The sequence below is a fragment of the Compostimonas suwonensis genome (assembly GCF_002797855.1).
Taxonomy (GTDB): Bacteria; Actinomycetota; Actinomycetes; order Actinomycetales; family Microbacteriaceae; genus Compostimonas; species Compostimonas suwonensis.
The window spans coordinates 128,988-152,199 of sequence record NZ_PGFB01000006.1 but is presented as its reverse complement, the minus strand read 5'-3'; the positions used below and the strand labels follow the sequence as shown (position 1 = coordinate 152,199).

Below are 23,212 nucleotides of genomic sequence, written 5' to 3'. Positions count from 1 at the left end.
CGGAGTCTATGGGTCAGCTTGAATTATAGGTCATCGAACAAAGAGCCATCCTGTGAGCGCTCGATGCCGAAGTGATCCCAGGCCGTCCGGGTCGCCACACGACCCCTCGGGGTGCGGGTGATGAGCCCGATCCGCACGAGAAAAGGCTCCACGACCGCCTCGATCGTCTCGGCCTCCTCGCCCACCGAGACGGCGAGGGTGTTGAGCCCGACGGGGCCTCCGGAGAAGCGCGTGAGGATCGTCGTCATGACCTCGCGGTCGAGCCTGTCGAGGCCGAGCGCGTCGACGTCGTAGAGCTCGAGGGCGGCCCGCACGGCCGCGAGGGTGGGCCCTGTGCCGTGCACGAGCGCGTAGTCGCGCACCCGCCGCAGCAGGCGGTTGGCGATGCGCGGCGTGCCCCGGCTGCGCGTGGCGATCTCGGCGAGGGCCTCGCGCTCGATCTCGAGACCGAGCAGGGCGGCCGCGCGACGCAGCACCTGTTCGAGCTCGGAGGTGTCGTAGAACTCCAGGTGAGCGGTGAAGCCGAAGCGGTCGCGCAGCGGGTTGGGCAGCAGCCCCGAGCGCGTCGTCGCGCCGACGAGGGTGAACGGCGAGAGCTCGAGCGGCACGCTCGTGGCGCCGGCGCCCTTGCCCACCATGATGTCGATGCGGTAGTCCTCCATCGCGAGGTAGAGCATCTCTTCGGCCGAGCGGGCCATCCGGTGGATCTCGTCGATGAAGAGCACCTCCCCCGGGATGAGCGAGGAGAGCACCGCGGCGAGATCGCCCGCGTGCTGGATCGCGGGGCCGCTCGACATCCGCAGCGGCTGGGCGCTCTCTTGCGCGACGATCATCGCGAGGGTCGTCTTGCCGAGGCCGGGAGGGCCCGCGAGCAGGATGTGGTCGGGCGTGCGGTTCTGCATGCTCGCGGCCTTCAGCAGCAGCTCGAGCTGGCCGCGCACCTTCGTCTGGCCGACGAACTCCTTGAGCGTCTTCGGGCGCAGGGCGCCCTCGTAGGCGAGCTCGGCGTCCGACTCGAGCTCGGGGTTGGTGAGGTCGTCGAGCGCGCTCACGGGCGGCGCCCTCCCGTCGAGTGCGCGGGCCCGAGGCTCGCGAGAGCGAGGCGCAGCAGGGCGGGCACGGTGGCGAGCTCGGTCTCGGTGGCGGATGCCGCGGCATCCTCGACCGCCTGGATCGCGACCCGCTCCGACCAGCCGAGCCCCACGAGCGCCTCGACGACGCTGTCGGCCACGCTCGTCTGAGTGCGCGGGCTGCGCACGAGGCTCGTGCGCTGCACGAACGCGAGCTTGCCGGTGAGCGAGACGACAATGAGCTTGGCCGTCTTCGGGCCGATGCCCGAGACCTTGCGGAACGCCGCGTCGTCGTCGGCGGCGACCGCACGGGCGATCTCCTCCGGGCTCAGCACGGCGAGGACGCCCAGGGCTGATTTCGGCCCCACCCCGGTGACCGCGACGAGGTGGCTGAAGACCTCGAGCTGCTCCGCGGTGGCGAAGCCGAAGAGCGAGAGCGAGTCTTCGCGCACGACGAGGCTCGTCATCAGGAAGGCCTCTGCGCCGACTCTGAGCGAGAGGGAGACATCGGGCGTCACCTGCACCGAGAAGCCGACGCCGCCGACCTCGAGAACGACGGAGGTGGCCGTCGTCGACAGGACGGTGCCGCGCAGGGAAGAGATCACCCGCACAGCCTACGGGCGACGGGCGACACGGCTGCCGCGCTCGGCGGCGAGCCACGCTTCCTGTGCCCGGGTCAGCGCTCCGCCGGCCGCGACGCCCGGGCGCGAGCCGCCCGTAACGCCGGGCACGCCGCTGCGCCAGGCGTGGCAGATGGCGATCGCGAGGGCGTCGGCGGCGTCGGCGGGCGTCGGCGGCTCGTCGAGGCGCAGCACACGTGCGACCATCGTGCCGACCTGGCGTTTGTCGGCGGAGCCGTAGCCGGTGATCGCCGCCTTCACCTCGCTCGGCGTGTGCAGCCCGACCGGCAGGCCGCGTTTCGCCGCGAGGTGCAGGGCGACGCCGCTCACCTGGGCCGTGCCCATGACCGTGCGCAGGTTGTGCTGGGCGAACACCCGCTCGATCGCGACCGACACCGGCAGGAACTCGTCGAGCACCTCGTCGATCCCGGCGCCCACCGCGAGCAGGCGCTGCTCGAGGGGCATGTCGGCAGGCGTCCTGATGACGCCGACCGTCACGAGCGTCGCGCGCCGGTCGGCCGCGACGTCCACGACCCCGAAACCGCAGCGGGTGAGACCGGGGTCGATCCCCAGGACCCGCACGGTGCTCACGGGCTAGTCGTTCTCGAGCTCGGCCTGGACCTCGGCGGACAGGTCGATGTTCGTGAAGACGTTCTGCACGTCGTCGGAGTCCTCGAGCGCGTCGATGAGGCGGAAGACCTTGCGCGCGGTCTCGGCGTCGGCGTCGACCGTGAGCGAGGGCACGAACTCCGCGTCGGCGGAGTCGTAGTCGATGCCGGACTCCTGCAGCGCCTCGCGAGCGGCGACCATCGCGCTCGGGTCGGTGAGGATCTCGAAGGTCTCCCCGCGATCCGTCACCTCTTCCGCGCCGGCGTCGAGCACCGCGAGCAGCACGTCGTCCTCCGAGACGTTCGCCGTGTGCGGCACGAGGATGACGCCCTTGCGGTGGAAGTTGTACGCGACGCTGCCCGGGTCGGCCATGGTGCCGCCGTTGCGGGTCATGGCCGTGCGCACGTCGGCGGCCGCGCGGTTCTTGTTGTCGGTGAGGCACTCGATGAGCAGGGCCACGCCGTTGGGGCCGTAGCCCTCGTACATGATCGTCTGGTAGTCGACGGTCTCGCCTGTGAGACCCGCACCGCGCTTGACGGCGCGGTCGATGTTGTCGTTGGGGACCGAGGTCTTCTTGGCCTTCTGGATCGCGTCGACGAGAGTCGGGTTACCGCTCAGATCGGCGCCGCCCATCTTCGCCGCGACCTCGATGTTCTTGATGAGCTTCGCGAACGACTTCGCACGGCGCGAGTCGATGATCGCCTTCTTGTGCTTGGTCGTCGCCCACTTGGAATGCCCTGACACTTACTGACTCCTTCTCAACGCTTGCGACAAGTGTAGATGACGGGGTGTCTCAACCCCGGAAGGCCACGTCCTCGACCCTGTCGAGGAAGTAGCGGTGGAAACGATAGTCGTGCGTGACCTCCGGGTGGAAGGCCGTTCCGAGGAGGTTGCCCTGCTCGACGGCGACGACCCGCCCGTCGTCGAGCGAGGCGAGGACGGTGACCCGCTCCCCCGTGTCGACGACGATCGGCGCCCGGATGAACACCGCGTGCACGGGCGGATCGCCGAGCACCGGGATGTCGAGGTCCACCTCGAACGAGGCGGTCTGCGAGCCGAAGGCGTTGCGCCGCACCGAGACGTCGAGAGCCCCGAGGCTCTGCTGCCCCGCGATGCCGTCGAGCACACGCTCGGCGAGCATGATGAGGCCGGCGCAGGTGCCGTAGGTCGGCAGGCCGTCGGCGATCGCCGCACGCAGCGGCTCCTGCAGCCCGAAGGCGCGGGCGAGCTTGTCCATGACGCTCGACTCGCCGCCCGGGATCACGAGCCCCGCGACCGCGTCGAGATCGTCGGGCCGGCGCACGAGGCGCACCCCGGCCCCGAGCTCGCGCAGCACGGCGGCGTGCTCGCGGAAGTCGCCCTGGAGGGCGAGGACGCCGACCTCAGGCTTCGACGCGCTACCAGCCACGCTCGGAGAGCCGGTGGGGGGCGGCCACGTCGGCGACGTTGATGCCGACCATCGCCTCGCCGAGGCCGCGCGACACCTCCGCGATGACCGTGGGGTCGTCGTAGAAGGTCGTCGCCTTGACGATCGCGGCCGCGCGCTTGGCCGGATCGCCCGACTTGAAGATGCCGGAGCCGACGAAGACGCCGTCCGCTCCGAGCTGGATCATCATCGCGGCGTCCGCCGGGGTGGCGACGCCGCCCGCCGTGAACAGCACGACCGGGAGCTTGCCCGTCTCGGCCACCTCGACGACGAGGTCGTAGGGCGCCTGGAGCTCCTTGGCGGCGACGTACAGCTCGTCGCGGGACTTCGAGCTCAGCGCCGCGATCTCGGCCTTGATGGTGCGGATGTGCTTGGTCGCCTCGGAGACGTCGCCCGTGCCGGCCTCGCCCTTCGAGCGGATCATCGCGGCGCCCTCGTTGATACGCCGCAGCGCCTCGCCCAGGTTGGTCGCGCCGCAGACGAAGGGGACCGTGAAGTTCCACTTGTCGATGTGGTTGACGTAGTCGGCCGGGCTCAGCACCTCGGACTCGTCGATGTAGTCGACGTTGAGCGCCTGGAGCACCTGCGCCTCGACGAAGTGCCCGATGCGGGCCTTCGCCATGACGGGGATCGACACCTCGGCGATGATGCTCTCGATGAGGTCGGGGTCGCTCATGCGGGCCACGCCGCCCTGAGAGCGGATGTCGGCGGGCACACGCTCGAGCGCCATGACGGCGACGGCACCGGCGTCTTCCGCGATGCGGGCCTGCTCGGCGGTGACGACGTCCATGATGACACCGCCCTTGAGCATCTCGGCGAGTCCTCGTTTGACCCGATTCGAGCCGACCAGGCCGGTTGTGGTGCTGTCAGTCATGATTTTCCTCTCTCGTGCGACGCGGTCTGCGCGTCGTACGAACCGCGGGGCGCGCGCGACATGCGGCGCGGGCAGCCCCTCGATTCTACTCGTGGTCGGGTGCAGGCCAGGCCGCGGCGATCGCCGCCCTGACCTCGCCCAGAAGCTGCGGCAGCGCCTTCGTCTTGGCGATGATCGGCAGGAAGTTGGAGTCCTGCGCCCAGCGCGGAACGATGTGCTGGTGCAGGTGGTCGGCGATGCCCGCGCCCGCGACCATGCCCTGGTTCATGCCTATGTTGTACCCGTCGTTGTGCGCCACCTCGGCGACGACCCGCATGGCCGTCTGGGTGAGACTACCGATCTCGGCGACCTCGTCGGGGGTCGCGAGGTCATACGTCGAAATGTGGCGGTACGGGCAGACGAGCAGGTGGCCGCTGTTGTACGGGAACAAGTTGAGCAGAACGTAGGCGTGCGTGCCGCGCGCGACGATGAGGGCGTCCTCGTCGCTCATCGAGGGCGCGATGCAGAACGGGCACTCGTCGTGCGCCGGCTGCTGCCCGCGCTGGATGTAGACCATCCGGTGCGGGGTCCACAGGCGCTGGAACTCGTCGGGCACACCCGCGAGATGAGACGCGTCGTCGATGCGCACACCGCCGGGCTCCCCGTGCGGCTGCTGCGCGGCATCCGACTCGTCGTAGTCGTCGACGGTCAGTCGAGCCATGCCGTCAGAACCTGTTCGCGCGTCTCGATCGAGCTCACGATGCGGGCGATCGCCTCGTCGACGGGCACGCCGTTGAGCTGGGTGCCGTCGCGGAAGCGGAAGCTCACGGCTCCCGCCTCGCGGTCCTCCTCGCCCACGATGAGCTGGAAGGGCACCTTGGCCTTCGTGTGCGTGCGGATCTTCTTCGGCATCCTGTCGTTGCCGTTGTCGACCTCGGCGCGCACGCCCCGGGCCCGCAGCTGCGCGATGACGCCGTCGAGGAACTCGCCGTACTGCTCGGCGACGGGGATGCCCACGACCTGCACGGGCGAGAGCCACACCGGGAAGGCTCCCGCGTAGTGCTCGGTGAGCACGCCGAAGAAGCGCTCGATCGATCCGAAGAGCGCGCGGTGGATCATCACGGGCCGCTGACGGGTGCCGTCGGCGGCCGTGTACTCCAGCTGGAAGCGCTCGGGCAGGTTGAAGTCGAGCTGCACGGTCGACATCTGCCAGGTGCGCCCGATCGCGTCACGGGCCTGCACCGAGATCTTGGGGCCGTAGAAGGCCGCTCCGCCCGGATCGGGCACGAGCTCGAGGCCGGACTCCGTCGCGACCTCGCGCAGCGTCTCGGTCGCCTCCTCCCAGACGTCGTCGTCGCCCACGTACTTGTCGGGATCCTTGGTCGAGAGCTCGAGGTAGAAGTCGGTGAGCCCGTAGTCTTTCAGCAGCGAGAGCACGAAGGTGAGCGTCTTGGTGAGCTCGTCCTTCATCCTCTCCTTCGTGGTGAAGATGTGCGCGTCGTCCATGGTGAGGCCGCGCACGCGGGTGAGACCGTGGATGACGCCGGACTTCTCGTTGCGGTAGACCGTGCCGAACTCGAACAGCCGCATCGGCAGCTCGCGGTACGACCGGCCGCTCGAGCGGTAGACCAGGATGTGCATCGGGCAGTTCATGGGCTTGAGGTAGTAGTCGGCGCCCTGGCGGGTGATCTCGCCCTCCTCGTTGCGGGCCTCGTCGAGGTGCATCGGGGGGAACATCGCGTCTTTGTACCAGCTGAGGTGCCCGCTCTCCTCGTAGAGCGCGCCCTTGGTGATGTGAGGGGTGTTGACGAAGTCGTAGCCCTCCTCCTCGTGGCGGCGACGCGAGTAGTTCTCCATCTCACGGCGGATGATGCCGCCCTTGGGGTGGAAGACCGCGAGCCCCGAGCCGATCTCGTCGGGGAAGCTGAAGAGGTCGAGCTCGGCGCCGAGGCGACGGTGGTCGCGCTTGGCGGCCTCCTCCTGGCGCTCCTGGTAGGCGCGCAGCTCGTCTTTGGTGGGCCAGGCCGTGCCGTAGATGCGCTGCAGCTGGGGGTTCTTCTCCGAGCCGCGCCAGTACGCCGCGGCGTTGCGGGTGAGGGCGAAGCCGTTGCCGATCTGGCGGGTGCTCGGCAGGTGCGGGCCGCGGCAGAGGTCTTTCCAGATCGTCTCCCCCGTCTTCGGGTCGACGTTGTCGTAGATCGTGAGCTCGGTGCCGCCGACCTCGACGCTCTCGTTGTCCTCCGAGCTCTCGTCGCCGCCCTTGAGGCCGATGAGCTCGAGCTTGTAGGGCTCGCCGGCGAGCTCCTCGCGGGCCTGCTCCTCGGTGACGACCCGGCGTGTGAAGCGCTGGCCCTGGCGGATGATCCGTTCCATGGCCTTCTCGATGCCCTTGAGGTCCTCGGGAGTGAAGGCCTCGTGCACGTCGAAGTCGTAGTAGAAGCCGTCGGTCACGGGCGGGCCGATCCCGAGCTTCGCCTCCGGGTTGATCGACTGCACGGCCTGCGCCATGACGTGCGCGGCCGAGTGACGCAGGATGTTCAGGCCGTCGGGAGAGTCGATGCTCACGGGCTCGACGGTGTCGGTATCGGTGACCTGCGTCGCGAGATCGCGGAGCTCGCCGTTGACGCGCATCGCGACGATCGATCGATCACTGAACAGTTCGAAACCATCGACCACGGGGGTTCACTCCTCGATGTTGGGCGCTAACCCAACAACTCTACTGCCCGTGCCGCGCCGCCTCGCCCGCCTGCGGGCCCCGTCCGGCTAGTCGCGAGGAGGGCGGATGATGGCGATCACGATGAAGACGACGCCGAGCGCGATGAGGGCGAACTGGGGCACGATGAGCCAGCCGGTCGCCGCCCCGCCGAGGCTGCCGATGATGCCGAGGGCCGCGCCCCCGATGATCGCGAAGGCCCCGCGGCGGAACCACTTGTTGATCCAGCGGGGCGGCTGCGGCTCTGCCATCGGATGCGCCTTTCGGGAATCGCGCCGGCCGAGGGCGAGCTGACGGAGACGAACGGATGAGAAACGAACTCGCGGAAAAAGAACTCTGGGAAAACAGAAGAGCCCCGGCGCACCGGGGCTCTTCTATTGATGAACTGTGGTGGGCGATACTGGGATCGAACCAGTGACCTCTTCCGTGTCAGGGAAGCGCGCTACCGCTGCGCCAATCGCCCAAGGCTGTGATCAGGATCGCAGCTTGGAGGTGGATACGGGATTCGAACCCGTGTATACGGCTTTGCAGGCCGCTGCCTCGCCTCTCGGCCAATCCACCGTGTTGGGTTCACCACCAAATGAAGAGAACCGGGCTTTCGCCCGATCCTGTTCGAGCGGATGACGAGATTCGAACTCGCGACCCTCACCTTGGCAAGGTGATGCGCTACCACTGCGCCACATCCGCATTCGCTCACATTTCTGTGTGCGGGAATGACTCTATACGATCCTCCGCCGGTTATTCAAACTGACGACGTGTGCCGCAGAATTCCCCCGGAAACGCTCGCGACACGGGTCTTCGGTGTGCGAAGCGCCTCGTTCGTCGACTAGTATTGTGAGGCGCGGTTTGCCCAGCAGGCAGCCGCCAGATGGGCGATTGGCGCAGTTGGTAGCGCGCTTCCTTCACACGGAAGAGGTCATCGGTTCGAGTCCGGTATCGCCCACAGCGGAGAACCCCTGGTAACGCCAGGGGTTCTCTCTTTTCCGCTTGTCGAGCCGTCGTTCTCAGGTTGCTCGGAATCACCCCGGAATCACCCCGAGGCTCGCGCGATCTGCGTTTCCTGAGAGCGGGCTACCGCCCGACGCTCCGCCCGCGGTCGGGGGCGCTGCGACGCGCGGGGGTCGCGCCGAAGCTGCTGAGGTCCGGCAGCTTCCGGGCGCGCTTGGAGAGCGCCTTCGACGCGGCGTTGTTGAGCACGTCGAGCGCGGCACGGTCGGCGAAGTCGCCAAGATGGTGCAGGTAGCGGGCGGTGATCTGGATGGAGCCGTGCCCGAGCCACGCCTGCACGGTCGTCAGCGGCACGCCCTTGATAAGCCATTCGCAGGCTGCGGTGTGCCGGAGGTCGTGGAGGGTGCGCCCGCGTCCCGTGGCCTCCCAACTCGCCGCCCGGACGAACTGCGTGCGGTGGAGCTGCGCCCCGCGAGCACTGGTGAACAGCAGATCGCTGGGCCGCTTGTCCACGGCGAAGCGACCGATCACCGGGACGAGGTAGTCAGGGATCGGGACGTTGCGGCTCTTGCCGGACTTGGGAGCCTTCACCGACGAGCCCTCTGGCTGATTGCGGATGACGTGCAGCATCGGCATCGGAACGTCCGTGAAGTCCCGCACCTGCAACGCGCGCAACTCGCCCCACCGGAGGCCCGTGCGACCGAGCACCAGTACGAGGTCGCCGTAGACGTGGCTGAGGCTGGTGACCTGCCGCACGACCTCATCGAACTCAGGAGCGGGCAGAGGTCGCATGTCCTCGCGAGCACGCCGGTCCTTCGGCGGCGGCACAGATATGACCGGGTTGTGCGCGATGTAGCCCTCGGCCACGCACCAACTGAAGAACGACGAGAGCGACGTGCGGTAACGGCCGACGGTGGTCGCCACGATGTCGCGCTTGCCAAGATCGTCCTGCCACTTCTGAATCGCACTGGCGTTCACCTTGACCACGTGCAGCTTGCGGAACCACGTCGGCAGCACCGGCTCACGTTTGCTCGTGCCCGCGAGCTGCGCTTCGGTCGGCAAGAGGTAGCGATCGGTGTTGAGCGTCGTCTCGCTCACCCGCCCCTCCCGCTGCTCCAACCATGCAGCCAACAGCGTCTCGACCGCGACCTTACCGGCGCTCGGATCGTATCCGCGCTCATCGAACGTCGATCGTTGACGCCGCTCCCACTCGACGGCGCTCCGCTTTGTGTCGAAGCGCCGGGTCCGCACGACTCGGCCGTCGATCTTCAGCCGCCCCTCCCACTTATCGCCGCGTCGCGCCGGCATGGGTGATCCCTCTCCTCGGCGGCCGCGGGCGTGCGGCCTGTCGCGCGGCGAGCCAGACCTCGACATCGGCGGTGCGGTAGCGCGGCACGCCCTCAGCCAGCCAGTAGACGGCCGGCCCCTCCCCCGACTGCCGCCAACGCACCAGTGTCGACTTCGACACCGAGAGCCACTTCGCCACATCCTCGGTGCGCAGCAGGCGGTCATCGGTGTCCGGCATCGCCGCCTCCTCTTCCTCGCTTGCTAAGAGACTCGCAGATATTTGAGAGTAAACCAGAAGACAAAGATAACCGCAAGTACATGAGATAACTCCCAGGTTCGCTAGACTCGCCTCATGCCCGCATCCCCGCGACGCCCCGGCGATCAGTCCTATGACGGCCTGATCGTCCAGGCCGACCTGCCCGACGGGTGGCACCTCGCGTCCCGATTCCCCGGCGAGCGGGACGACGACGCCAGCGAGCAGATCGACGCGATCCTGGGCTACAACGACCAGGCAGTAACGGACGCTGACCGGCAGGCGCAACTCGAGTCGGAGGCGAACGAGACGATCGACGGGCGCTGGCGCTACATCGAGCACACCGCCACGGCCACTCGCGTGCTGATCCGGCTCCAGCGGCAGATGTTCGCCGTCCCGGAGGAGGTGCGGATCACCGGTGTCATCTACTTGCCGTGGCGCCCGGGCGACCCGATCACCAGTCAGCTCCTGCGCGAGTTGCCGACGGCGAGGATCGAGGCGGCGATCAACAAGCGGCTGTTCGCCATGACGCGAACCGAGACGATTGCCGGCGGCAAGATCGTCCTGCCCTCCGGCCGCAAGGTATCCGAGCGCGATCTACTCAAGCCGCTGGGCGACCCGAAGCAGACCCCGGACTTCTACGAGCTGGTCGCCCTCCAGCACGGAAGGCTCGCAGGCAAGGGTGATCCGAACCCCTCCGCGACGATGGCGGACATGAGCGGTGTCGCGTTGTCGACCGCGCAGGGCTGGGTCACGCGCGCCCGCGCCCGCGGACTCCTTCCGCCCGGACGCCAGGGCCGCGCCGGATAGAGGGCCCGCTACGGGCCCGATTTTGGCTCGCCTCTATACTTACGTTCTAACGTAGAATCGTGCGTGTGGATGCGGCTGGGGATTTCGAGGCTCGATTGTCTGCGGTTGAGCAGGCTGTTGCGACTTTGACGAGCGGTGCCGGGGCACTCGCCCCGTCTGCCGCGCGTCCGGGCCTGTCTCCGGAGGAGGCGCTGTGGGCGTTGGAGGGCTTGCGTGCTCGCGCACCGGAGGGCGGCGCGGTGCTCTACACGGGTGTCGTTGATCTGCCTGCCGGCGGGACGGTGCAGTGGCAGCACGGGCGGGCCGCGTCCGATGTGTTCGAGCAGGATTGGGCTGAGCAGGCGGGGGCGCTTACCGCACTGGGTCATCCGGTGAGGTTGCAGATTCTGCATGCCGTGCTGCACCGCACCGTGACGGTCGCGGCATTGGTGGAGAAGTTGGAGACCGGCACGAGCGGTCAGGTGTATCACCACCTGAAGGAACTCACCGCGGCGGGCTGGCTGACATCGGGCAAGCGCGGGGTCTACGAGGTTCCTGCCGCTCGGATCGTTCCGCTGTTGGCGATCCTGGTCGCGGCGGGAACACCGGGATGAGCATCCCGATTCCAACCTGGGCGTCGAGGACGCTCGGGCTGCCCGGTGCCGCGTCGTTCCGGCGCTATGAGTCCGTGGTGCGCGCTGCGGGTCTCCTGGCCGACGAGGTACGGGCGCTCGATGCCGACGTGCTCGGCGATCAGCTTCGATCAGAGGGCGGCAGGCCTACTAAGCGCCCGGCGACGGCGCGACAGTTGGCCCTCCTCCGGGAGGCGGCTGCGCGCACGGTCGGGTTGCGGGCGTTCGATGAGCAACTGCTCGCGTGCTGTGCACTGCTGTCGGGGCACGGCGTGGAGATGGACACGGGCGAGGGCAAGACGCTGGTGGGAGCGCTGGCCGCCGCCGCTCACGCGGCGGCGGGCCGGCGAGTGCATGTGCTGTCGGTCAACGACTATCTCGCGGAGCGCGACGCGACGTGGATGGGCGCGTTCTTCGCCTCGCTCGGCGTGAGCGTGGCCTCGGTCGGACAGCACACCCCCGCGGACGAGCGGCGTCGAGCTTACGCGTGCGATGTCGTCTACGCTCCCGTGAGCGAGATCGGCTTCGACGTGCTGCGTGACCGGTTCGCGGTCACACCCGCCGAGCGGGTCGATCCCGTTTTCGACGTCGCGATCGTGGACGAAGCGGACGCCGTAATGATCGACGAGGCGATGGTCCCCCTCGTGCTCGCGGGCACCTCCGACGACCAGGCGGACGAGTTCGGCGAAGCGACCGCGCTGGTGGAACAGCTGATACCCGAGGATGACTTCGCCGTCGATCAGGATCAGGCGACCGTGACGCTCACCGACGAGGGGCTGGACCGGATCGAGGCGCGCCTCGGCGGGATCAACCTCTACGACGCGGAGCACATCGCCACGCTCACGCGCATCAATCTCGCGTTGCACGCGCGCGTGCTGCTGCACAGGGACGTGGACTATCTCGTCAGCGACGGGACGATCAAGCTCGTCAACACCACTCGCGGCCGCATCGCGCATCTGCAACGCTGGCCGGACGGATTGCATGCGGCCCTCGAAGCGAAAGAGCACCTCCAGGTCTCGGCCCCTGGTGTGATCCTCGACACGATCACGATCCAAGACCTACTGCTGCGCTACCAGCTTCGCTCCGGCATGAGCGGAACCGTGGTCGCCGTCGCGGAAGAACTCATCGAGTTCTACGAACTGCCCACCGGCCGTGTGGAGCGCCACGAACCGAACAGGCGTGTCGATGAACCCGACACCGTGCTCCTGACCGAACCCGAGAAGAACCGGGCGATCCTGCACGAGGTCGAAGCGCGACACCGCGCGGGACAGCCCGTCCTTGTGGGGACGCAGAGCGTGGCCGAGTCCGAAGAACTCGCTGTGCGGCTGCGCGAGGTCGGGATCGAGGCTCGCGTGCTGAACGCGAAGAACGACGCCGAAGAAGCAGCAATCGTCGCCCGCGCCGGCGAGTACGCGGCCGTGACCATCTCGACCCAGATGTCCGGCCGCGGTACCGACATCTGCCTCGGAGGATCAGGCGAACACGAGCGGGACCGCGTGGTCGCCGCCGGAGGCCTGGCCGTCATCGCGACCGCTCGCTACCCCTCCCGCCGTCTGGACGCTCAACTCCGCGGACGAGCAGGCAGGCAGGGCGACCCCGGAACCAGCCACACCTTCGTCAGCGTCGAAGACGACCTCCTCCAGATACACCTGACACCGAGGATGCATGCCAAGATCGCCCGCCAGGACGAATCCCTCCCGCAGACCGAACGACGCCGGATGGTCGACGCCTGCCAAGCCGCCGCCGAGCGAGCCCGCACCCTGCAACACCGCCTCACCTGGACCTACAGCCGTGCGATCGCCGCGCAACGCGAAACCGTCCTCGACCACCGCCAGCAGATCATCAACGGACAACTCGCGGTCGAACGACTGCGCGAGCTGATACCGGCGAAGCTCGCTTCCCTGGAGAACGCGCGCGGACAGGCCGCCGTCGCAGTCACTATCCGGGCGGTCGCACTGCACTACCTCGATGAGCAGTGGATAGTGCATCTTGCGCTCCTCCAGGAAGTCCGCGACGGCATCCACCTGCGCGCGCTCGCTGGGCAGAAGCCGACCGAGGAGTTCCACCGCATCGCCCTGCGCGAGTTCCACGGCTTCTTCGACACCGTCTACCGCGACACCGCCGAACTCATCGCGGCCCTCAGCCCCGACGACATCGGCCGCGATCCCGAAGACCTCGGGCTTCGCCGCCCGTCCGCGACCTGGACCTACATGGCGACCGACAATCCATTCGGTGGCGCCGGCAGCCGCTTCATGGGCAGAGTCGTCAAACTTATTCGGTCAGACATCCTCAAACTCGAGTAAGCCGCCATCAGTGATGTGCCGAGGACTCAGCGCGCTCTCCGCGGGGCCGGCATGGCGGGGCGGTCAGCCGCTCAACTCCGCACGGTGACCGTGGCCTCGCTGGGACCGCCGCATTGCTCACTGCCGCCAACGCGATCCCACTCCGGTGTCACCTCAGTATCGGAGAGCACGGCGCCGTCCGCGGTCAGCATGCGCACCGTGAACGTGTCCGGCAGGCCGTCGACGGAAAACGTCCAGGCATTGCCGTTCTGCGCTTCGACGGTGACCAGCCCGAGCGGTCCCGTGACATTCTCATCCCCAACGGGCGCGCAGCCAGCCTCGGTGCAGAGCTGCACCTGATCGACGGCTGTGGTGTCGCCGTCGAGCTGCACGGTCAAGGCGTTCGTCCAGCCGATCGCCGGGCACGCGAACGGGACGCATCCCGTCACACCCATCACCGTCACGAGTCCGGCCACGGCCAGGAGCCCTGCCCGCTGTCTCCCCGTCATCCTCACCTCGCCCACAATCATCCGTACCCGTCGCTCCCTCTCGACCCTACGGCCTGATCCTCCGACCGTCCCGCTCTCTGAACCTCACAGGATTCTCCAGTCCAACAGGAATGCACGGATGCTACCGTAGGTAGTTGCAAGTATCGTAGATGAGAGTGAGGCGGTCATGAAGGGTGGCGTGATCCCGTTCCGGGGCACCGGCGCGGCCGCGCTGCGCTATCTGGAGTCCGATCGCTCTCGCGCTGACGACTACTACCTGGAGGGCGGTACCGCGATCGCGGAGTTCGCCGTGGTCGATGGCACAGGGGCTGTGATTGGGGAAGGTGCGCTGAACCCGGAGGAGTATTCGGCCTGGGTGGACTGGATCAACCCGCTCACCGGCGAGTCGATGGGTAAGCCCCGGCAGGCGGGCGAGGGCAGGCGGGGCAGTCCGAGGTTCCTGGAGATGGTGGTGAACGCGCCGAAGTCGCTGTCGATCGCGGCCGCGCTGCACCCGGAGGTGTCGGCGGCGCTGGATGTGGCGCAGCAGGATGCGGTGGCCGAGATCCGGCGCTGGCTCGGCGAGCACAGCGTGACCCGGATCGGCCCGCGCGGGCGTCAGGAGGTGGTGCCGGTCCAGCAGCTCGAAACCGTCTCCATCGTGCATCACACTTCGCGGGCGGGTGATCCGCACCGGCATATCCACTTCCAGATCGGCGCCCGCGTGTGGGCGGCTGGGAAGTGGCGTGGGCTCGACACCGGGGCGCTGTTCCGACAGCAGGGCGCGATCCGCGCCCTCGGCACCGCCGTCATCGCCGCGCACCCGCACCTCGCCCAAGTGCTCGACGCGCACGGGCTGACGCTCGATCCCATGACCGGAGAGGTTGCAGAGCTGGAGCCCTACAACGCGGTCATGTCGAAGCGGTCGGCGCAGGTGCAGCGCAACCTCGCCCGCTTCCGCGCCGAATGGGACGCGACGCATCCGGGGCAGGAGCCCGGCCCGGTCGTGCGCGGCCGGTTGGAGGCGATGGCGTGGGATCACGAGCGGCCGGCCAAGAAGCCGGCCACCCTCAAGGACGAGGCCGCCTGGCGCGCCGAGCTCGACGCGGCCGGCTACACGCCGGACCTCCCGAGGGTGCGCCGGCGCGCGCCGGTGGCGCTGGACGACCTGAGCGTGCAACAGGTCGCATCGCGCGCGCTGGACCGTTGCGCGGCCGCTGCATCGACGTGGACGGCGCATGACGTTCAGGAGCACGTCACCCGCATCATCACCGAGGCCGGCGCGCGCGCAACCCCCGAGGCGCTGCGCGACCTCGTCGCGATCACGACCCGGCTGGCGATCGAGGATTGCCTGTCGGTACTGCCGCCCGACAGCGTGCAGCCCGAGCACGTCGCGCACCTCACGACGTTGCACGTCGTCGCGGTCGAGACGAACCTGCGCGACCGGCTGACCGCCCGTGCAACGGGTGGTGCGCGCCGGGTGCCCGACGTGACGCGCCTGGCGCGCGCAGCCGACCTGGACCCCGAGCAGGCGCCGGCCGCCGCCGCGGTCGCCGGGACTGACCCGCTCGTGGTCGTGGAGGGCGCAGCCGGCGCGGGCAAGACCACCATGCTCGGCGCAGCCATCGAAGCGGCCACCGGCCAGGGCCGGCGCACGCGGGTCGTGACTCCGACGAAGAAGGCCGCGGACGTGGCCGCCCAGGAACTCGGCGTGCCGACCGACAGCGCGGCGAAGCTCGTCCACGAACACGGCTGGCGATGGAATCAAGACGGCGTATGGACCCGCCTGGCAGTCGGTGACACCGATCCGGAGACGGGCGCGACCTACACCGGCCCCTCGGACGCCGCACGGCTGACCCGTGGTGAGCGGATCGTGGTCGATGAGGCGGGGATGCTCGACCAGGACACCGCCCTCGCGCTGCTGACCGTCGCGGACGAGCACGGCGCGACCCTCGCCCTCGTGGGCGACCGGGCGCAGCTCCCCGCCGTCGGCAGGGGCGGGGTGCTCGACATGGCCGCGCAGCTCGCCGGCCGCGTCTACGACATGACGACCGTGCATCGCTTCGCCGACCCCGAGTACGCGGACCTCACCGTGCAGCTGCGCCGCGGTGAGCATCCCGCGCTGCTGTTCGACCGGCTGCACGCCCTCGGACTCGTGGTGCTGCACGAGGACTCCGCGACGGTGCAGGAGGCGATCGCCCGCGACGCCCGCGACGGCGACGCGATCACGACCGCGACCAACGACGAGGCGCGCGAGCTGAACGAGCGCATCCGCGACGAGCGGGTGCGCGCCGGCCTGGTCGACGATGCGCGGACGACCACCGGGAGCGATGGTCTGAGCATCGGCCGGGGCGACGTGATCCAGACCCGGCAGAACGACTCCGATGTGCAGGTGGCGAACCGGCAGACCTGGACCGTCCAGGCCGTCGGGCAGGACGGGACGGTGTGGGCAAAGGAGAACGCCACCGGCCGAAGGCGGCAGCGCACCGTGCGCCTGCCTGCGGAGTACGTCGCCGAGCACAGCCACCTCGCTTACGCCTCGACCGCCTACGGGGTGCAGGGCGCGACCGTGCCCGCCTCGCACACGATCCTCTCCGATGCGCTGGATGCTTCGGGTGTCTACGTCGGCATGACCCGCGGCCAGCAGACGAATCGGCTGCACGTCGTCGCCGGGGATGTGGACGACGCACGGGAGCAGTTCGTCGGCGCGCTCGAGCGGGACCGCGCCGACCGGGGACTTGTCGCCGCGACCCAGGCCGCGCGCGAGGCCGTCGCCGGGCTCGCGGTCGACGGGCCGGTGCGCCTGGTGAACGCCGAGCGCGCCCGCCTGACCGAGCAGATCGAGCGCGCCGAGCGCCAGGCAGAGAAGTGGGAGCGGGTCTTGACGGCGCTCGACCGGCAGCGTCAGGCGCACCGCGCTGAGGCCGACAACCAAGAGGAGGTCGTCGCTGCTGCGGACGCCCGCGCCGCCGTGGTGCGCGCCGGGGTCGCGGCACCGCTGATCGAGCAGGCCGCCGCAGACGGCCTCGCCTACCTCGCTGGCCGGGATCGGATGTGGGAGGCGCAGGCTACCCGCGCCAGTGCCGGGCGGCTGCGGAAGCGCGCCGCCAGCCGTGCAGCAGCGGAGGCCGCGGGAGAGCACCGCGCGACGGAGGATGCCGTGCGGCGACGCTGGGGCGGACTGCCGCCCGGCGCGGGTGGCGTGGAGTCGTGGGCTGAGACGGTCGCCGGGAAGCAGGCCGACGCCGACCCGCACGTGACCGAGACGCGGAACGAGGCACAGCAGACCCACCGCGAGCAGGGTCGCATGGTCGAGCGGCATCTGCACGAGTCGATCGCCATGAGTCAGCGCGCCCTCGGAGGCTCCACTCCGAGCCGTGTCATCGCCCACGCCGCGAAGCTCAGGAAGCAGGCCGAACGCGACCGTCACGACCTCGCACGCATCGAGGCCCTGCCCGTCACCGAGGCCGCGCAGTACGTCCGCGAACTCACCGCCCGCGCGGAAGCCGAGCGAGAGGCCGCCGAGCGCGCCCGCGCCGCACGAGAGGCGCGCGCCGCTCAGCTCGAACAGTTCCCACCCTCGCCCGGCCACGACCGCACGGGGCCGGAGCGCGGCGGGCTCGGGATGTAGTCCGATGACGCACCCACTCAGCGGCTCTCCTCGGTCGGCTGGCGTCGATGGCCCTGTGCCACGATGGATCAATGACCCAGGCCCCCGCGACCACTGTTCGCGCGCAGTCGCGCCCCTGGTGGGTGGTCATCGCCGCCGTGGTCGTCTGGTTCGGTCTGTGGTATCTGACGCCGGGCCTGCTGAGCAACGGTGTCGGGCATCTGTTCACGGACGATCTGGCGGCCTCCGTGCTGATCGAGACGGTACTCGCGGCGGTGCTCGCCGTCGTGCTCGTGCTGACGCACCGGCGGTACAACCGTGTTCTGTTCGCCCGGTCCTGGTCGATCTGGCTCTACGCCCTCCCGTTTGTCCTGGCGATCGCGCTGCCGTTCCACTACGAGCTGATCCTGCCCGTGTTCCTCTACATGGTCTGGATGACCGTCTCGGTGTTCTGGCAGGACTACCTCACCTTCGGGCTCCTGCAGAGCTACCTCAGTGAGCGTCTGCCGGCCTGGGGCGTGATCGTCGCCAGCGCGGTCGTCTTCTGGCTCGGCCACGCGCTGTTCATCCCCGACCGCTTCGCCCCGACCAACGGGCTCCCGAGCCTGGCGATCCTCGCCCTCGGCTTCGCCCTGGCCTCCCTCCGGGTGTGGCTCAAGTCGCTGCACCTGATCCTCGCCCTGCACCTGTCGTTCTACTTCTTGTTCGCGTAGGACGGTGGCGTTGTGCGTGTCGCGGTGATCGGTGCTGGGACCGGCGGGCTGACCATCGCGGCCGGGCTGGGCGGTGAGGGGCATGAGGTCGTCGTCTACGAGCGCCGCGTCGAGCCCGGCGCGGTCGGGGCCGGGCTGACCCTGTTCGGCAACGCCTTCGGCGCGCTCGACGCGATCGGCCTGGGCGACATAGTGCGGGAGGTCAGCAGCGACGCGATCGCCCGAATGCGGGCGGGACAGCGCACACCGTCCGGTGACTGGCTCGTGTCAATGCCGTCCGCGATGGTCCCAACGCTGCGCAGCCTGCACCGCGCCGAGCTGCACCGGGCTCTCGTGGGGGCCCTGCCCGCCGGAAGTCTCCAGCTCGGACAGGGCGCCACCGTCGCGGCGGACGGCCAGCCCGTCGTGCGCGTGGACGGCGCCGAGGAGGGGTTCGATCTGGTGATCGCGGCCGATGGGCTCCGTAGCGATGCCCGCGCTCTGCTCGGGCTGGATCGCGGCGTGCGCTACGCCGGGTACACCGCCTGGCGCGGCGTCACCGTATCGGGCGTCAACGTGCACGGTGAGGCTGGCGAGACGTGGGGGCGCGGGCGCATCTTCGGCATCGTGCCGCTGCCAGATGAGCGGGTCTACTGGTTCGCCACCGAATCCACCGCAGCAGGCCAGCACGCCGACGATGAGCGCGAGACGGTGCGGGAGCGGTTCGGGAACTGGCACCCGCCGATCCTGGCGTGCATCGACGCGACAACCGCCACCGCGGTTCTCCGTCACGATATCTACGACCTCGCCCGCATCCCCGCCACGTTCGTCAAGGGCCGAACGGTGCTGCTCGGCGACGCCGCCCACGGCATGACCCCGAACCTCGGGCAGGGAGCGGGACAGGCCATCGAGGACGCCGCCACCCTGACCCTCCTGCTGCGAAGCGGCGAGCTCGATGCGGCGCTGTCCCGGTACGACGAGCTGCGCCGGAAGAGGACTCGGGTGATCTGGCGGCAGTCACGCCTCATGGGGAAGGCCGCGCAAGCCTCCCATCCGATCGGCGCGGGCATCCGCGACGCGCTCCTGCGAGCCACGCCGTCGGCGTTCATGGGACGCGCGACGCAGAGCATCCAGCGGTGGACCGAACCGTAGGAGGCAGCGCCGGGCTCAGGGCGCGCTCGCGGGAAGTCCGTCGAGGTAGGCGCCCAGCACGCGGGCATCGTCGATCGGTGCTGCCCTGGCCGTGCGGTACATCAGGAGCGCGTCAATCAGACCCACGAGGTCCGGGGCGTGCGCGGCGGGGTCGGCAATGCCGATCGCCCGCAGCAACCTCTCGGCCTCGGCGGTCAGCGGTGTCCGCACCGGGGCGTGCGCGGTGAGCGCGCCACGCAGTTCGTCGTCGCCGCGCAGCTCGAACATCAGGGCGAAGCGTGCCGCCTGCGCGTCCTCGCGCCGGGCCATGTGGTTGAGGATGCCCACGGCCACCCGGACAGCCTCGGCTCGGGTGAGTACGACCGGGACGCTCACGCCGTCGAGGTCAGCCTGGGACCCCTCGGAGAGCCGGACAGTGACGAGAGCGATCAGGTCGCGGCGGGTGCGCGCGTAGTAGGACGTGGAGCCGCGAGGCAGGCTGGCCTCCGCATCGACGGCGAGGTGGGTCAGGGCGTGGACGCCGCCGCGCGCGATCAGTCGCACGCCCGCGTCGGCGATCTGATCCCGTCGTGCCACGTTGCCCTCCCGTTGGCTTGCCCTCTACGATCTTAGATACTCTATGATCGTAGAGGTTTGCGAGGAGCGGTGAAGGAGAGCGGGATGCGGGTAGCGGTCGTGGGCGGCGGAGCATCCGGCACAGCGATCCACCGGGCGCTCACCGAGCACGGCGCGAAGCCCGAGCTGTTCTCCCGAACCACCGGGTTCGACGTGCTCCGCGACGACGCGCCCGCGCGCCTGGCTGAAGCCGAAGTGATCGTGGAGGCCACCGGCCGGTTCACGATCAGCCGCAGAGCGGCGACGGAGTTCTTCACCCGCTCGACCCGCGCCGTCGCCGCAGCCGCCCGCGCCTCCGGTGCGCGCCACATCCTGCTCTCGATCGTGAACGGCGATCTGCCGCAAGTGCAGGGCTACGGCTACCTCGCCGGCAAGACCGCGCAGGAGCGCGTCGCACGGCAGGAGAGCCCGAACCTGACGATCGTGCGCTCGACGCAATGGTTCGAGTTCGCCGGGCAAAACATCGACCGGATGAAGATCGGCCCGATCGCTCTCGTGCCCGCCATGACGATCCAGCCCGTCGCACTCGACGCCGTCGCCGATGTGATCGCCGACGCCGCGACCGGCGTCCGCACCGGCGCGCTGCACGAGGTCGCCGGCCCCGAGGCCACGACGCTGTGGGACATGACCACGCAGCTCTCCGACAAGCGCGTCACCCCGATCCCGCTGCGCATCCCCAGCCGCTACGGGCGAGCCTTCCGCGACGGGACCCTCCTGCCCGCACCGGGAATCGAAGTGGCCGGCCCCCGCTATACCGAGTGGCTGAACGCCCGAAGCGCCTGAGCGGGCGTCGCCCGCGCGGACGCGGCCTACGCCTGTGGCGGCCGACGCCTTTGCTCCTGAGCGGAGCGGAACCACCGCCACAGCGCGGGGGCGGTCGCGAGGAGGACGACGGCGAACACGGTTTGGTTCACGACGCCGAACAGAGGATTGCCGCCGATGGTGAAGAAGACAGTCCAGTTCACTGCGATATCGGCAAGGATGACGACGAGACCCAGGACGATGCCCGCTCGCTTCCGAAACAGGAGGAGCACCACCGTCAGCGGATCGAGGGCGGTGAGCGAGAGCCAGAACACGCGCAGCGCGGTCGGGAACTCTCCGTAGGTGTCAGCTCCGCCCGCGATTAGGTCGAGGACATGGCTGGCCGTGCCGATGAGGAAGCCCGCGATCCAGATGACCAGGATCGCCAGACGGAGGCGATCAGCAGTCGAACCGGTCATACTCACAGACTAGGAGGGCGATGAACGCCGCGTGGTCGGGACTTTCGGTGGTTGCTCTGGGAGAACGGCAGTCGCCGCCGTAGAATCGACGCATGACCCCGACCGCCGCAGAAGTGCTCGACGCCGCCAAGGCGCTCCCGCGCGCGGAGCGGGCAGAGGTCGCGCAGGAACTGCTCTCCACGCTCGGCACCGCGGATGTCTCGGATGAGGCCCGGCTCACGGCACTCCGAGCAGCCGTTGACGCCGGTATCGCCAGCCTCGACGCTGGCAAGGGCATCCGCATCCCGGTTGGCGGTCTGCGGGGCTACCTGCGAGAGCGCGGACGGCTGGCGACCGAGCGCGCCGACGCCAAGACCGCGTGACGTTCGGGCTCGACCTCGCCCCGGAAGCCGAGGCGGACATCGACGACATCCTGGAATGGTCGGTGACGCAGTTCGGTGCGGCGGTCCGCGACGGATACGAAGCACTCATCGACGTGGCTATCCTCAGCATCCTGGACGACCCGAATCGCGCCGGCTCGCTCGATCGCGCCGATCTCGGGCGCGGAATCCGCACCCTGCATCTGGCGTCGAGCCGGGATGACGTCAGCCAGGACGTACGGAGGATCGCCAACCCTCGTCACTTCGTGGTCTACCGTCAGGTCGAGGGCGTGATCCAGGTCGCCCGGCTGCTCCACGAGGCGATGAACCTGCCCGAGCAGCACATCCCCTGACGCGCCGAATCGCTCACCCCAAAATCACCCCGAGGACGGATTCAGGGGTCTGTGAGCCATCCGGAGGCCCCGGAGAATCAGGGGAACCCGCGACCCGGGCGCCTTCACACGGAAGAGGTCATCGGTTCGAGTCCGGTATCGCCCACGACCAAGAGCCCCTGGCAGCGGTCAGGGGTTCTCTTGGTTCCGCTCGTGGAGTCGTCCTCCGAGCTTCAGCGCGACCAGGGTTCCCCGAGCTTGCGCGCCTCTGCCGCCAGTTGTCCGGCGAGCTCGGTGATCCGAGCCCCGCGACGTGGATGGGGTCTCTCCTGGTAGGAGTCCTTCCACGCTAGTACGCGCCGCCCGCAGACCGCGGGCGCCGGACGTTCGACAGGATCCCGAGAGACTGCGGCCTGGCCGCGTCAGGACGCGGACAATGGAGGCGCGATGTCGACGTCGACCAGTCCGGTGAACTCGGCGAGCTCGGCCTCCGGCGCCCCCGAGTCGGTGACCAGAACATCGAGCAGGTTGATGCTGCCGAGCGCGAACGGAGCGCGGGACCGGAACTTGGTGTGGTCGGCGACGAGGATGCGGTGGGTGGCGCAGTCGACGAAGCGCCGGCGGACGGCGAGTTCTGCCGCGTCGAAGTGCATCATCCCGGTCGTCGGCGACACGCCCGCGCATCCCAGCACGACGTAGTCGAGCGGCATGTCGAAGTCAGGCCCGAACGCACCGGTGTTGACCAGGTTGAGATCGGAGTTCAGGATGCCGCCCAAGAGCACAAGGGTGCTGCGCGACTGCCGGAACTGCGTGGCGATCGGCAGCGCGTTGGTCACGACTGTCAGATCATCGCGGTGCGAAAGGATGCGCGCGACCGCTTCGCAGGTCGATCCGAGATCGATCGCGACGGTCGCACCGTTCGGGATCAGGCTCGCGGCACGCGCGGCGATGGCGAGCTTCTCCGGACTGTTCTCGGCGGCACGGCGCTCGACCTCCGACCTCGGTGAGACGGCACCGCCATGGATGCGCACGGCGCGGCCGGCGCGGTGGAGCTCTCCGAGGTCACGGCGGATGGTCATCTCGGTGACGTCCAGCTCGCGCGCGAGCTCTGGCACGCTCACGCGCCCGTTGTCATCCAGACGGCGGATGATGAGCGACTGGCGTCGACCGCGCTCATCGACGCGTCCGTCGTCGGGCGCATTCCGATCGGCACGCGCCTCGGATGCTGACATCACAGAACCTCCTCGCACATCATCGTTCGG

At 69.2% G+C, this 23,212-nt stretch carries 24 protein-coding genes and 4 tRNA genes; 10 read left to right on the top strand and 18 right to left on the bottom strand.

Going from position 1 to position 23,212, the window contains the following annotated elements; genetic code table 11:
- Positions 1-23: 23 nt before the first annotated feature.
- The 12 genes from ruvB to CLV54_RS16205 all read right to left on the bottom strand — a co-directional run bounded on the left by ruvB (position 24) and on the right by CLV54_RS16205 (position 7,978).
- A complete protein-coding gene (gene ruvB, locus CLV54_RS16260; protein ID WP_100346048.1) occupies positions 24-1,052 on the bottom strand; it encodes a Holliday junction branch migration DNA helicase RuvB in 1,029 nt (342 codons plus the stop codon).
- A complete protein-coding gene (gene ruvA, locus CLV54_RS16255; protein WP_100346066.1) occupies positions 1,049-1,675 on the bottom strand; it encodes a Holliday junction branch migration protein RuvA in 627 nt (208 codons plus the stop codon). The genes ruvB and ruvA overlap by 4 nt, the downstream gene beginning before the upstream one ends.
- Before the next feature lie 9 nt (positions 1,676-1,684).
- Positions 1,685-2,272, bottom strand: a complete 588-nt coding sequence (gene ruvC / locus CLV54_RS16250) for a crossover junction endodeoxyribonuclease RuvC (protein ID WP_100346065.1) — start codon at positions 2,270-2,272, stop codon at positions 1,685-1,687.
- Between the two features lie 12 nt (positions 2,273-2,284).
- Positions 2,285-3,043, bottom strand: a complete 759-nt coding sequence (locus tag CLV54_RS16245; RefSeq protein ID WP_100346047.1) for a YebC/PmpR family DNA-binding transcriptional regulator — start codon at positions 3,041-3,043, stop codon at positions 2,285-2,287.
- 49 nt (positions 3,044-3,092) lie between these two features.
- Complete coding sequence (gene pdxT / locus CLV54_RS16240) at positions 3,093-3,707, bottom strand: pyridoxal 5'-phosphate synthase glutaminase subunit PdxT (RefSeq protein WP_100346046.1); 615 nt, start codon at positions 3,705-3,707, stop codon at positions 3,093-3,095.
- On the bottom strand, positions 3,697-4,599 hold the full coding sequence (gene pdxS, locus CLV54_RS16235; RefSeq protein ID WP_100346045.1) for a pyridoxal 5'-phosphate synthase lyase subunit PdxS: 903 nt from the start codon (positions 4,597-4,599) through the stop codon (positions 3,697-3,699). Before pdxS ends, pdxT begins: the two co-directional genes overlap by 11 nt.
- An 85-nt stretch (positions 4,600-4,684) precedes the next feature.
- A complete protein-coding gene (locus CLV54_RS16230; RefSeq protein WP_100346044.1) occupies positions 4,685-5,299 on the bottom strand; it encodes an HIT family protein in 615 nt (204 codons plus the stop codon).
- Positions 5,287-7,254, bottom strand: coding sequence for a threonine--tRNA ligase (gene thrS, locus CLV54_RS16225; RefSeq protein ID WP_100346043.1), 1,968 nt, complete (start codon positions 7,252-7,254; stop codon positions 5,287-5,289). The genes CLV54_RS16230 and thrS overlap by 13 nt, the downstream gene beginning before the upstream one ends.
- 87 nt (positions 7,255-7,341) lie before the next feature.
- On the bottom strand, positions 7,342-7,542 hold the full coding sequence (locus CLV54_RS16220) for a hypothetical protein (protein WP_100346042.1): 201 nt from the start codon (positions 7,540-7,542) through the stop codon (positions 7,342-7,344).
- 137 nt (positions 7,543-7,679) lie between these two features.
- Positions 7,680-7,754 (bottom strand) — tRNA-Val (locus CLV54_RS16215).
- Positions 7,755-7,778: 24 nt separating this feature from the next.
- A tRNA-Cys gene (locus CLV54_RS16210) sits at positions 7,779-7,852 on the bottom strand.
- Positions 7,853-7,906: 54 nt separating this feature from the next.
- A tRNA-Gly gene (locus CLV54_RS16205) sits at positions 7,907-7,978 on the bottom strand.
- A gap of 183 nt (positions 7,979-8,161) precedes the next feature.
- On the opposite strand from CLV54_RS16205, the gene CLV54_RS16200 reads away from it, so the two are divergent.
- Positions 8,162-8,234 (top strand) — tRNA-Val (locus CLV54_RS16200).
- A gap of 128 nt (positions 8,235-8,362) precedes the next feature.
- Here CLV54_RS16200 and CLV54_RS16195 read toward each other — a convergent pair.
- Together CLV54_RS16195 and CLV54_RS16190 are read right to left on the bottom strand one after the other, a co-directional pair.
- Entirely contained in the window at positions 8,363-9,547 is a 1,185-nt protein-coding gene (locus CLV54_RS16195) for a tyrosine-type recombinase/integrase (RefSeq protein WP_157803041.1), read from the bottom strand.
- On the bottom strand, positions 9,525-9,764 hold the full coding sequence (locus CLV54_RS16190) for a helix-turn-helix transcriptional regulator (protein ID WP_100346040.1): 240 nt from the start codon (positions 9,762-9,764) through the stop codon (positions 9,525-9,527). Before CLV54_RS16190 ends, CLV54_RS16195 begins: the two co-directional genes overlap by 23 nt.
- Before the next feature lie 114 nt (positions 9,765-9,878).
- On the opposite strand from CLV54_RS16190, the gene CLV54_RS16185 reads away from it, so the two are divergent.
- The 3 genes from CLV54_RS16185 (at position 9,879) to secA2 (ending at position 13,503) form a co-directional block, all read left to right on the top strand.
- The gene (locus CLV54_RS16185; protein ID WP_100346039.1) at positions 9,879-10,589 is read left to right on the top strand and encodes a hypothetical protein; all 711 of its coding nucleotides are present in this window, start codon (positions 9,879-9,881) and stop codon (positions 10,587-10,589) included.
- 65 nt (positions 10,590-10,654) lie between these two features.
- Positions 10,655-11,182 (top strand): ArsR/SmtB family transcription factor, encoded by a 528-nt coding sequence (locus CLV54_RS16180; protein WP_157803040.1) that lies wholly within the window; start codon positions 10,655-10,657, stop codon positions 11,180-11,182.
- Positions 11,179-13,503, top strand: coding sequence for an accessory Sec system translocase SecA2 (gene secA2 / locus CLV54_RS16175; RefSeq protein ID WP_100346037.1), 2,325 nt, complete (start codon positions 11,179-11,181; stop codon positions 13,501-13,503). The genes CLV54_RS16180 and secA2 overlap by 4 nt, the downstream gene beginning before the upstream one ends.
- Before the next feature lie 71 nt (positions 13,504-13,574).
- On the opposite strand, the gene CLV54_RS16170 is transcribed toward secA2, so the two are convergent.
- Positions 13,575-13,958: a hypothetical protein gene (locus CLV54_RS16170; RefSeq protein WP_157803039.1), complete on the bottom strand. Its 384-nt coding sequence runs from the start codon at positions 13,956-13,958 to the stop codon at positions 13,575-13,577.
- Between the two features lie 199 nt (positions 13,959-14,157).
- On the opposite strand from CLV54_RS16170, the gene mobF reads away from it, so the two are divergent.
- The 3 genes from mobF to CLV54_RS16155 all read left to right on the top strand — a co-directional run bounded on the left by mobF (position 14,158) and on the right by CLV54_RS16155 (position 19,424).
- A complete protein-coding gene (mobF, locus tag CLV54_RS16165; RefSeq protein WP_100346035.1) occupies positions 14,158-17,601 on the top strand; it encodes a MobF family relaxase in 3,444 nt (1,147 codons plus the stop codon).
- A gap of 71 nt (positions 17,602-17,672) precedes the next feature.
- Positions 17,673-18,293 (top strand): hypothetical protein, encoded by a 621-nt coding sequence (locus CLV54_RS16160; protein ID WP_100346034.1) that lies wholly within the window; start codon positions 17,673-17,675, stop codon positions 18,291-18,293.
- Positions 18,294-18,305: 12 nt separating this feature from the next.
- The gene (locus tag CLV54_RS16155; RefSeq protein ID WP_100346033.1) at positions 18,306-19,424 is read left to right on the top strand and encodes an FAD-dependent monooxygenase; all 1,119 of its coding nucleotides are present in this window, start codon (positions 18,306-18,308) and stop codon (positions 19,422-19,424) included.
- A 15-nt stretch (positions 19,425-19,439) separates the two neighbouring features.
- On the opposite strand, the gene CLV54_RS16150 is transcribed toward CLV54_RS16155, so the two are convergent.
- On the bottom strand, positions 19,440-20,000 hold the full coding sequence (locus CLV54_RS16150; protein ID WP_100346032.1) for a TetR/AcrR family transcriptional regulator: 561 nt from the start codon (positions 19,998-20,000) through the stop codon (positions 19,440-19,442).
- Between the two features lie 84 nt (positions 20,001-20,084).
- On the opposite strand from CLV54_RS16150, the gene CLV54_RS16145 reads away from it, so the two are divergent.
- Positions 20,085-20,822: an NADH(P)-binding protein gene (locus CLV54_RS16145; protein WP_100346031.1), complete on the top strand. Its 738-nt coding sequence runs from the start codon at positions 20,085-20,087 to the stop codon at positions 20,820-20,822.
- A gap of 26 nt (positions 20,823-20,848) precedes the next feature.
- On the opposite strand, the gene CLV54_RS16140 is transcribed toward CLV54_RS16145, so the two are convergent.
- The gene (locus CLV54_RS16140; protein ID WP_100346030.1) at positions 20,849-21,259 is read right to left on the bottom strand and encodes a hypothetical protein; all 411 of its coding nucleotides are present in this window, start codon (positions 21,257-21,259) and stop codon (positions 20,849-20,851) included.
- 92 nt (positions 21,260-21,351) lie between these two features.
- Between CLV54_RS16140 and CLV54_RS16135 the strand changes: the two genes are divergently transcribed.
- Both CLV54_RS16135 and CLV54_RS16130 read left to right on the top strand, forming a co-directional pair.
- Entirely contained in the window at positions 21,352-21,621 is a 270-nt protein-coding gene (locus CLV54_RS16135) for a hypothetical protein (protein WP_100346029.1), read from the top strand.
- The gene (locus CLV54_RS16130) at positions 21,618-21,971 is read left to right on the top strand and encodes a type II toxin-antitoxin system RelE/ParE family toxin (RefSeq protein WP_100346028.1); all 354 of its coding nucleotides are present in this window, start codon (positions 21,618-21,620) and stop codon (positions 21,969-21,971) included. The genes CLV54_RS16135 and CLV54_RS16130 overlap by 4 nt, the downstream gene beginning before the upstream one ends.
- A gap of 401 nt (positions 21,972-22,372) precedes the next feature.
- Here the strand turns inward: CLV54_RS16130 and CLV54_RS16125 are convergent, their stop codons facing one another.
- Positions 22,373-23,182, bottom strand: coding sequence for a DeoR/GlpR family DNA-binding transcription regulator (locus tag CLV54_RS16125; RefSeq protein ID WP_100346027.1), 810 nt, complete (start codon positions 23,180-23,182; stop codon positions 22,373-22,375).
- Positions 23,183-23,212 lie beyond the last annotated feature (30 nt).

Bases quoted from the DNA above. Each gene is read 5' to 3' on its own strand.
- pdxS (WP_100346045.1), bottom strand. From the start codon at position 4,599: ATGACTGACAGCACCACAACCGGCCTGGTCGGCTCGAATCGGGTCAAA.
- CLV54_RS16230 (WP_100346044.1), bottom strand. From the start codon at position 5,299: ATGGCTCGACTGACCGTCGACGACTACGACGAGTCGGATGCCGCGCAG.
- CLV54_RS16220 (WP_100346042.1), bottom strand. From the start codon at position 7,542: ATGGCAGAGCCGCAGCCGCCCCGCTGGATCAACAAGTGGTTCCGCCGC.
- CLV54_RS16195 (WP_157803041.1), bottom strand. From the start codon at position 9,547: ATGCCGGCGCGACGCGGCGATAAGTGGGAGGGGCGGCTGAAGATCGAC.
- CLV54_RS16190 (WP_100346040.1), bottom strand. From the start codon at position 9,764: ATGCCGGACACCGATGACCGCCTGCTGCGCACCGAGGATGTGGCGAAG.
- CLV54_RS16185 (WP_100346039.1), top strand. From the start codon at position 9,879: ATGCCCGCATCCCCGCGACGCCCCGGCGATCAGTCCTATGACGGCCTG.
- secA2 (WP_100346037.1), top strand. From the start codon at position 11,179: ATGAGCATCCCGATTCCAACCTGGGCGTCGAGGACGCTCGGGCTGCCC.
- mobF (WP_100346035.1), top strand. From the start codon at position 14,158: ATGAAGGGTGGCGTGATCCCGTTCCGGGGCACCGGCGCGGCCGCGCTG.
- CLV54_RS16160 (WP_100346034.1), top strand. From the start codon at position 17,673: ATGACCCAGGCCCCCGCGACCACTGTTCGCGCGCAGTCGCGCCCCTGG.
- CLV54_RS16145 (WP_100346031.1), top strand. From the start codon at position 20,085: ATGCGGGTAGCGGTCGTGGGCGGCGGAGCATCCGGCACAGCGATCCAC.
- CLV54_RS16140 (WP_100346030.1), bottom strand. From the start codon at position 21,259: ATGACCGGTTCGACTGCTGATCGCCTCCGTCTGGCGATCCTGGTCATC.
- CLV54_RS16135 (WP_100346029.1), top strand. From the start codon at position 21,352: ATGACCCCGACCGCCGCAGAAGTGCTCGACGCCGCCAAGGCGCTCCCG.
- CLV54_RS16125 (WP_100346027.1), bottom strand. From the start codon at position 23,182: ATGTCAGCATCCGAGGCGCGTGCCGATCGGAATGCGCCCGACGACGGA.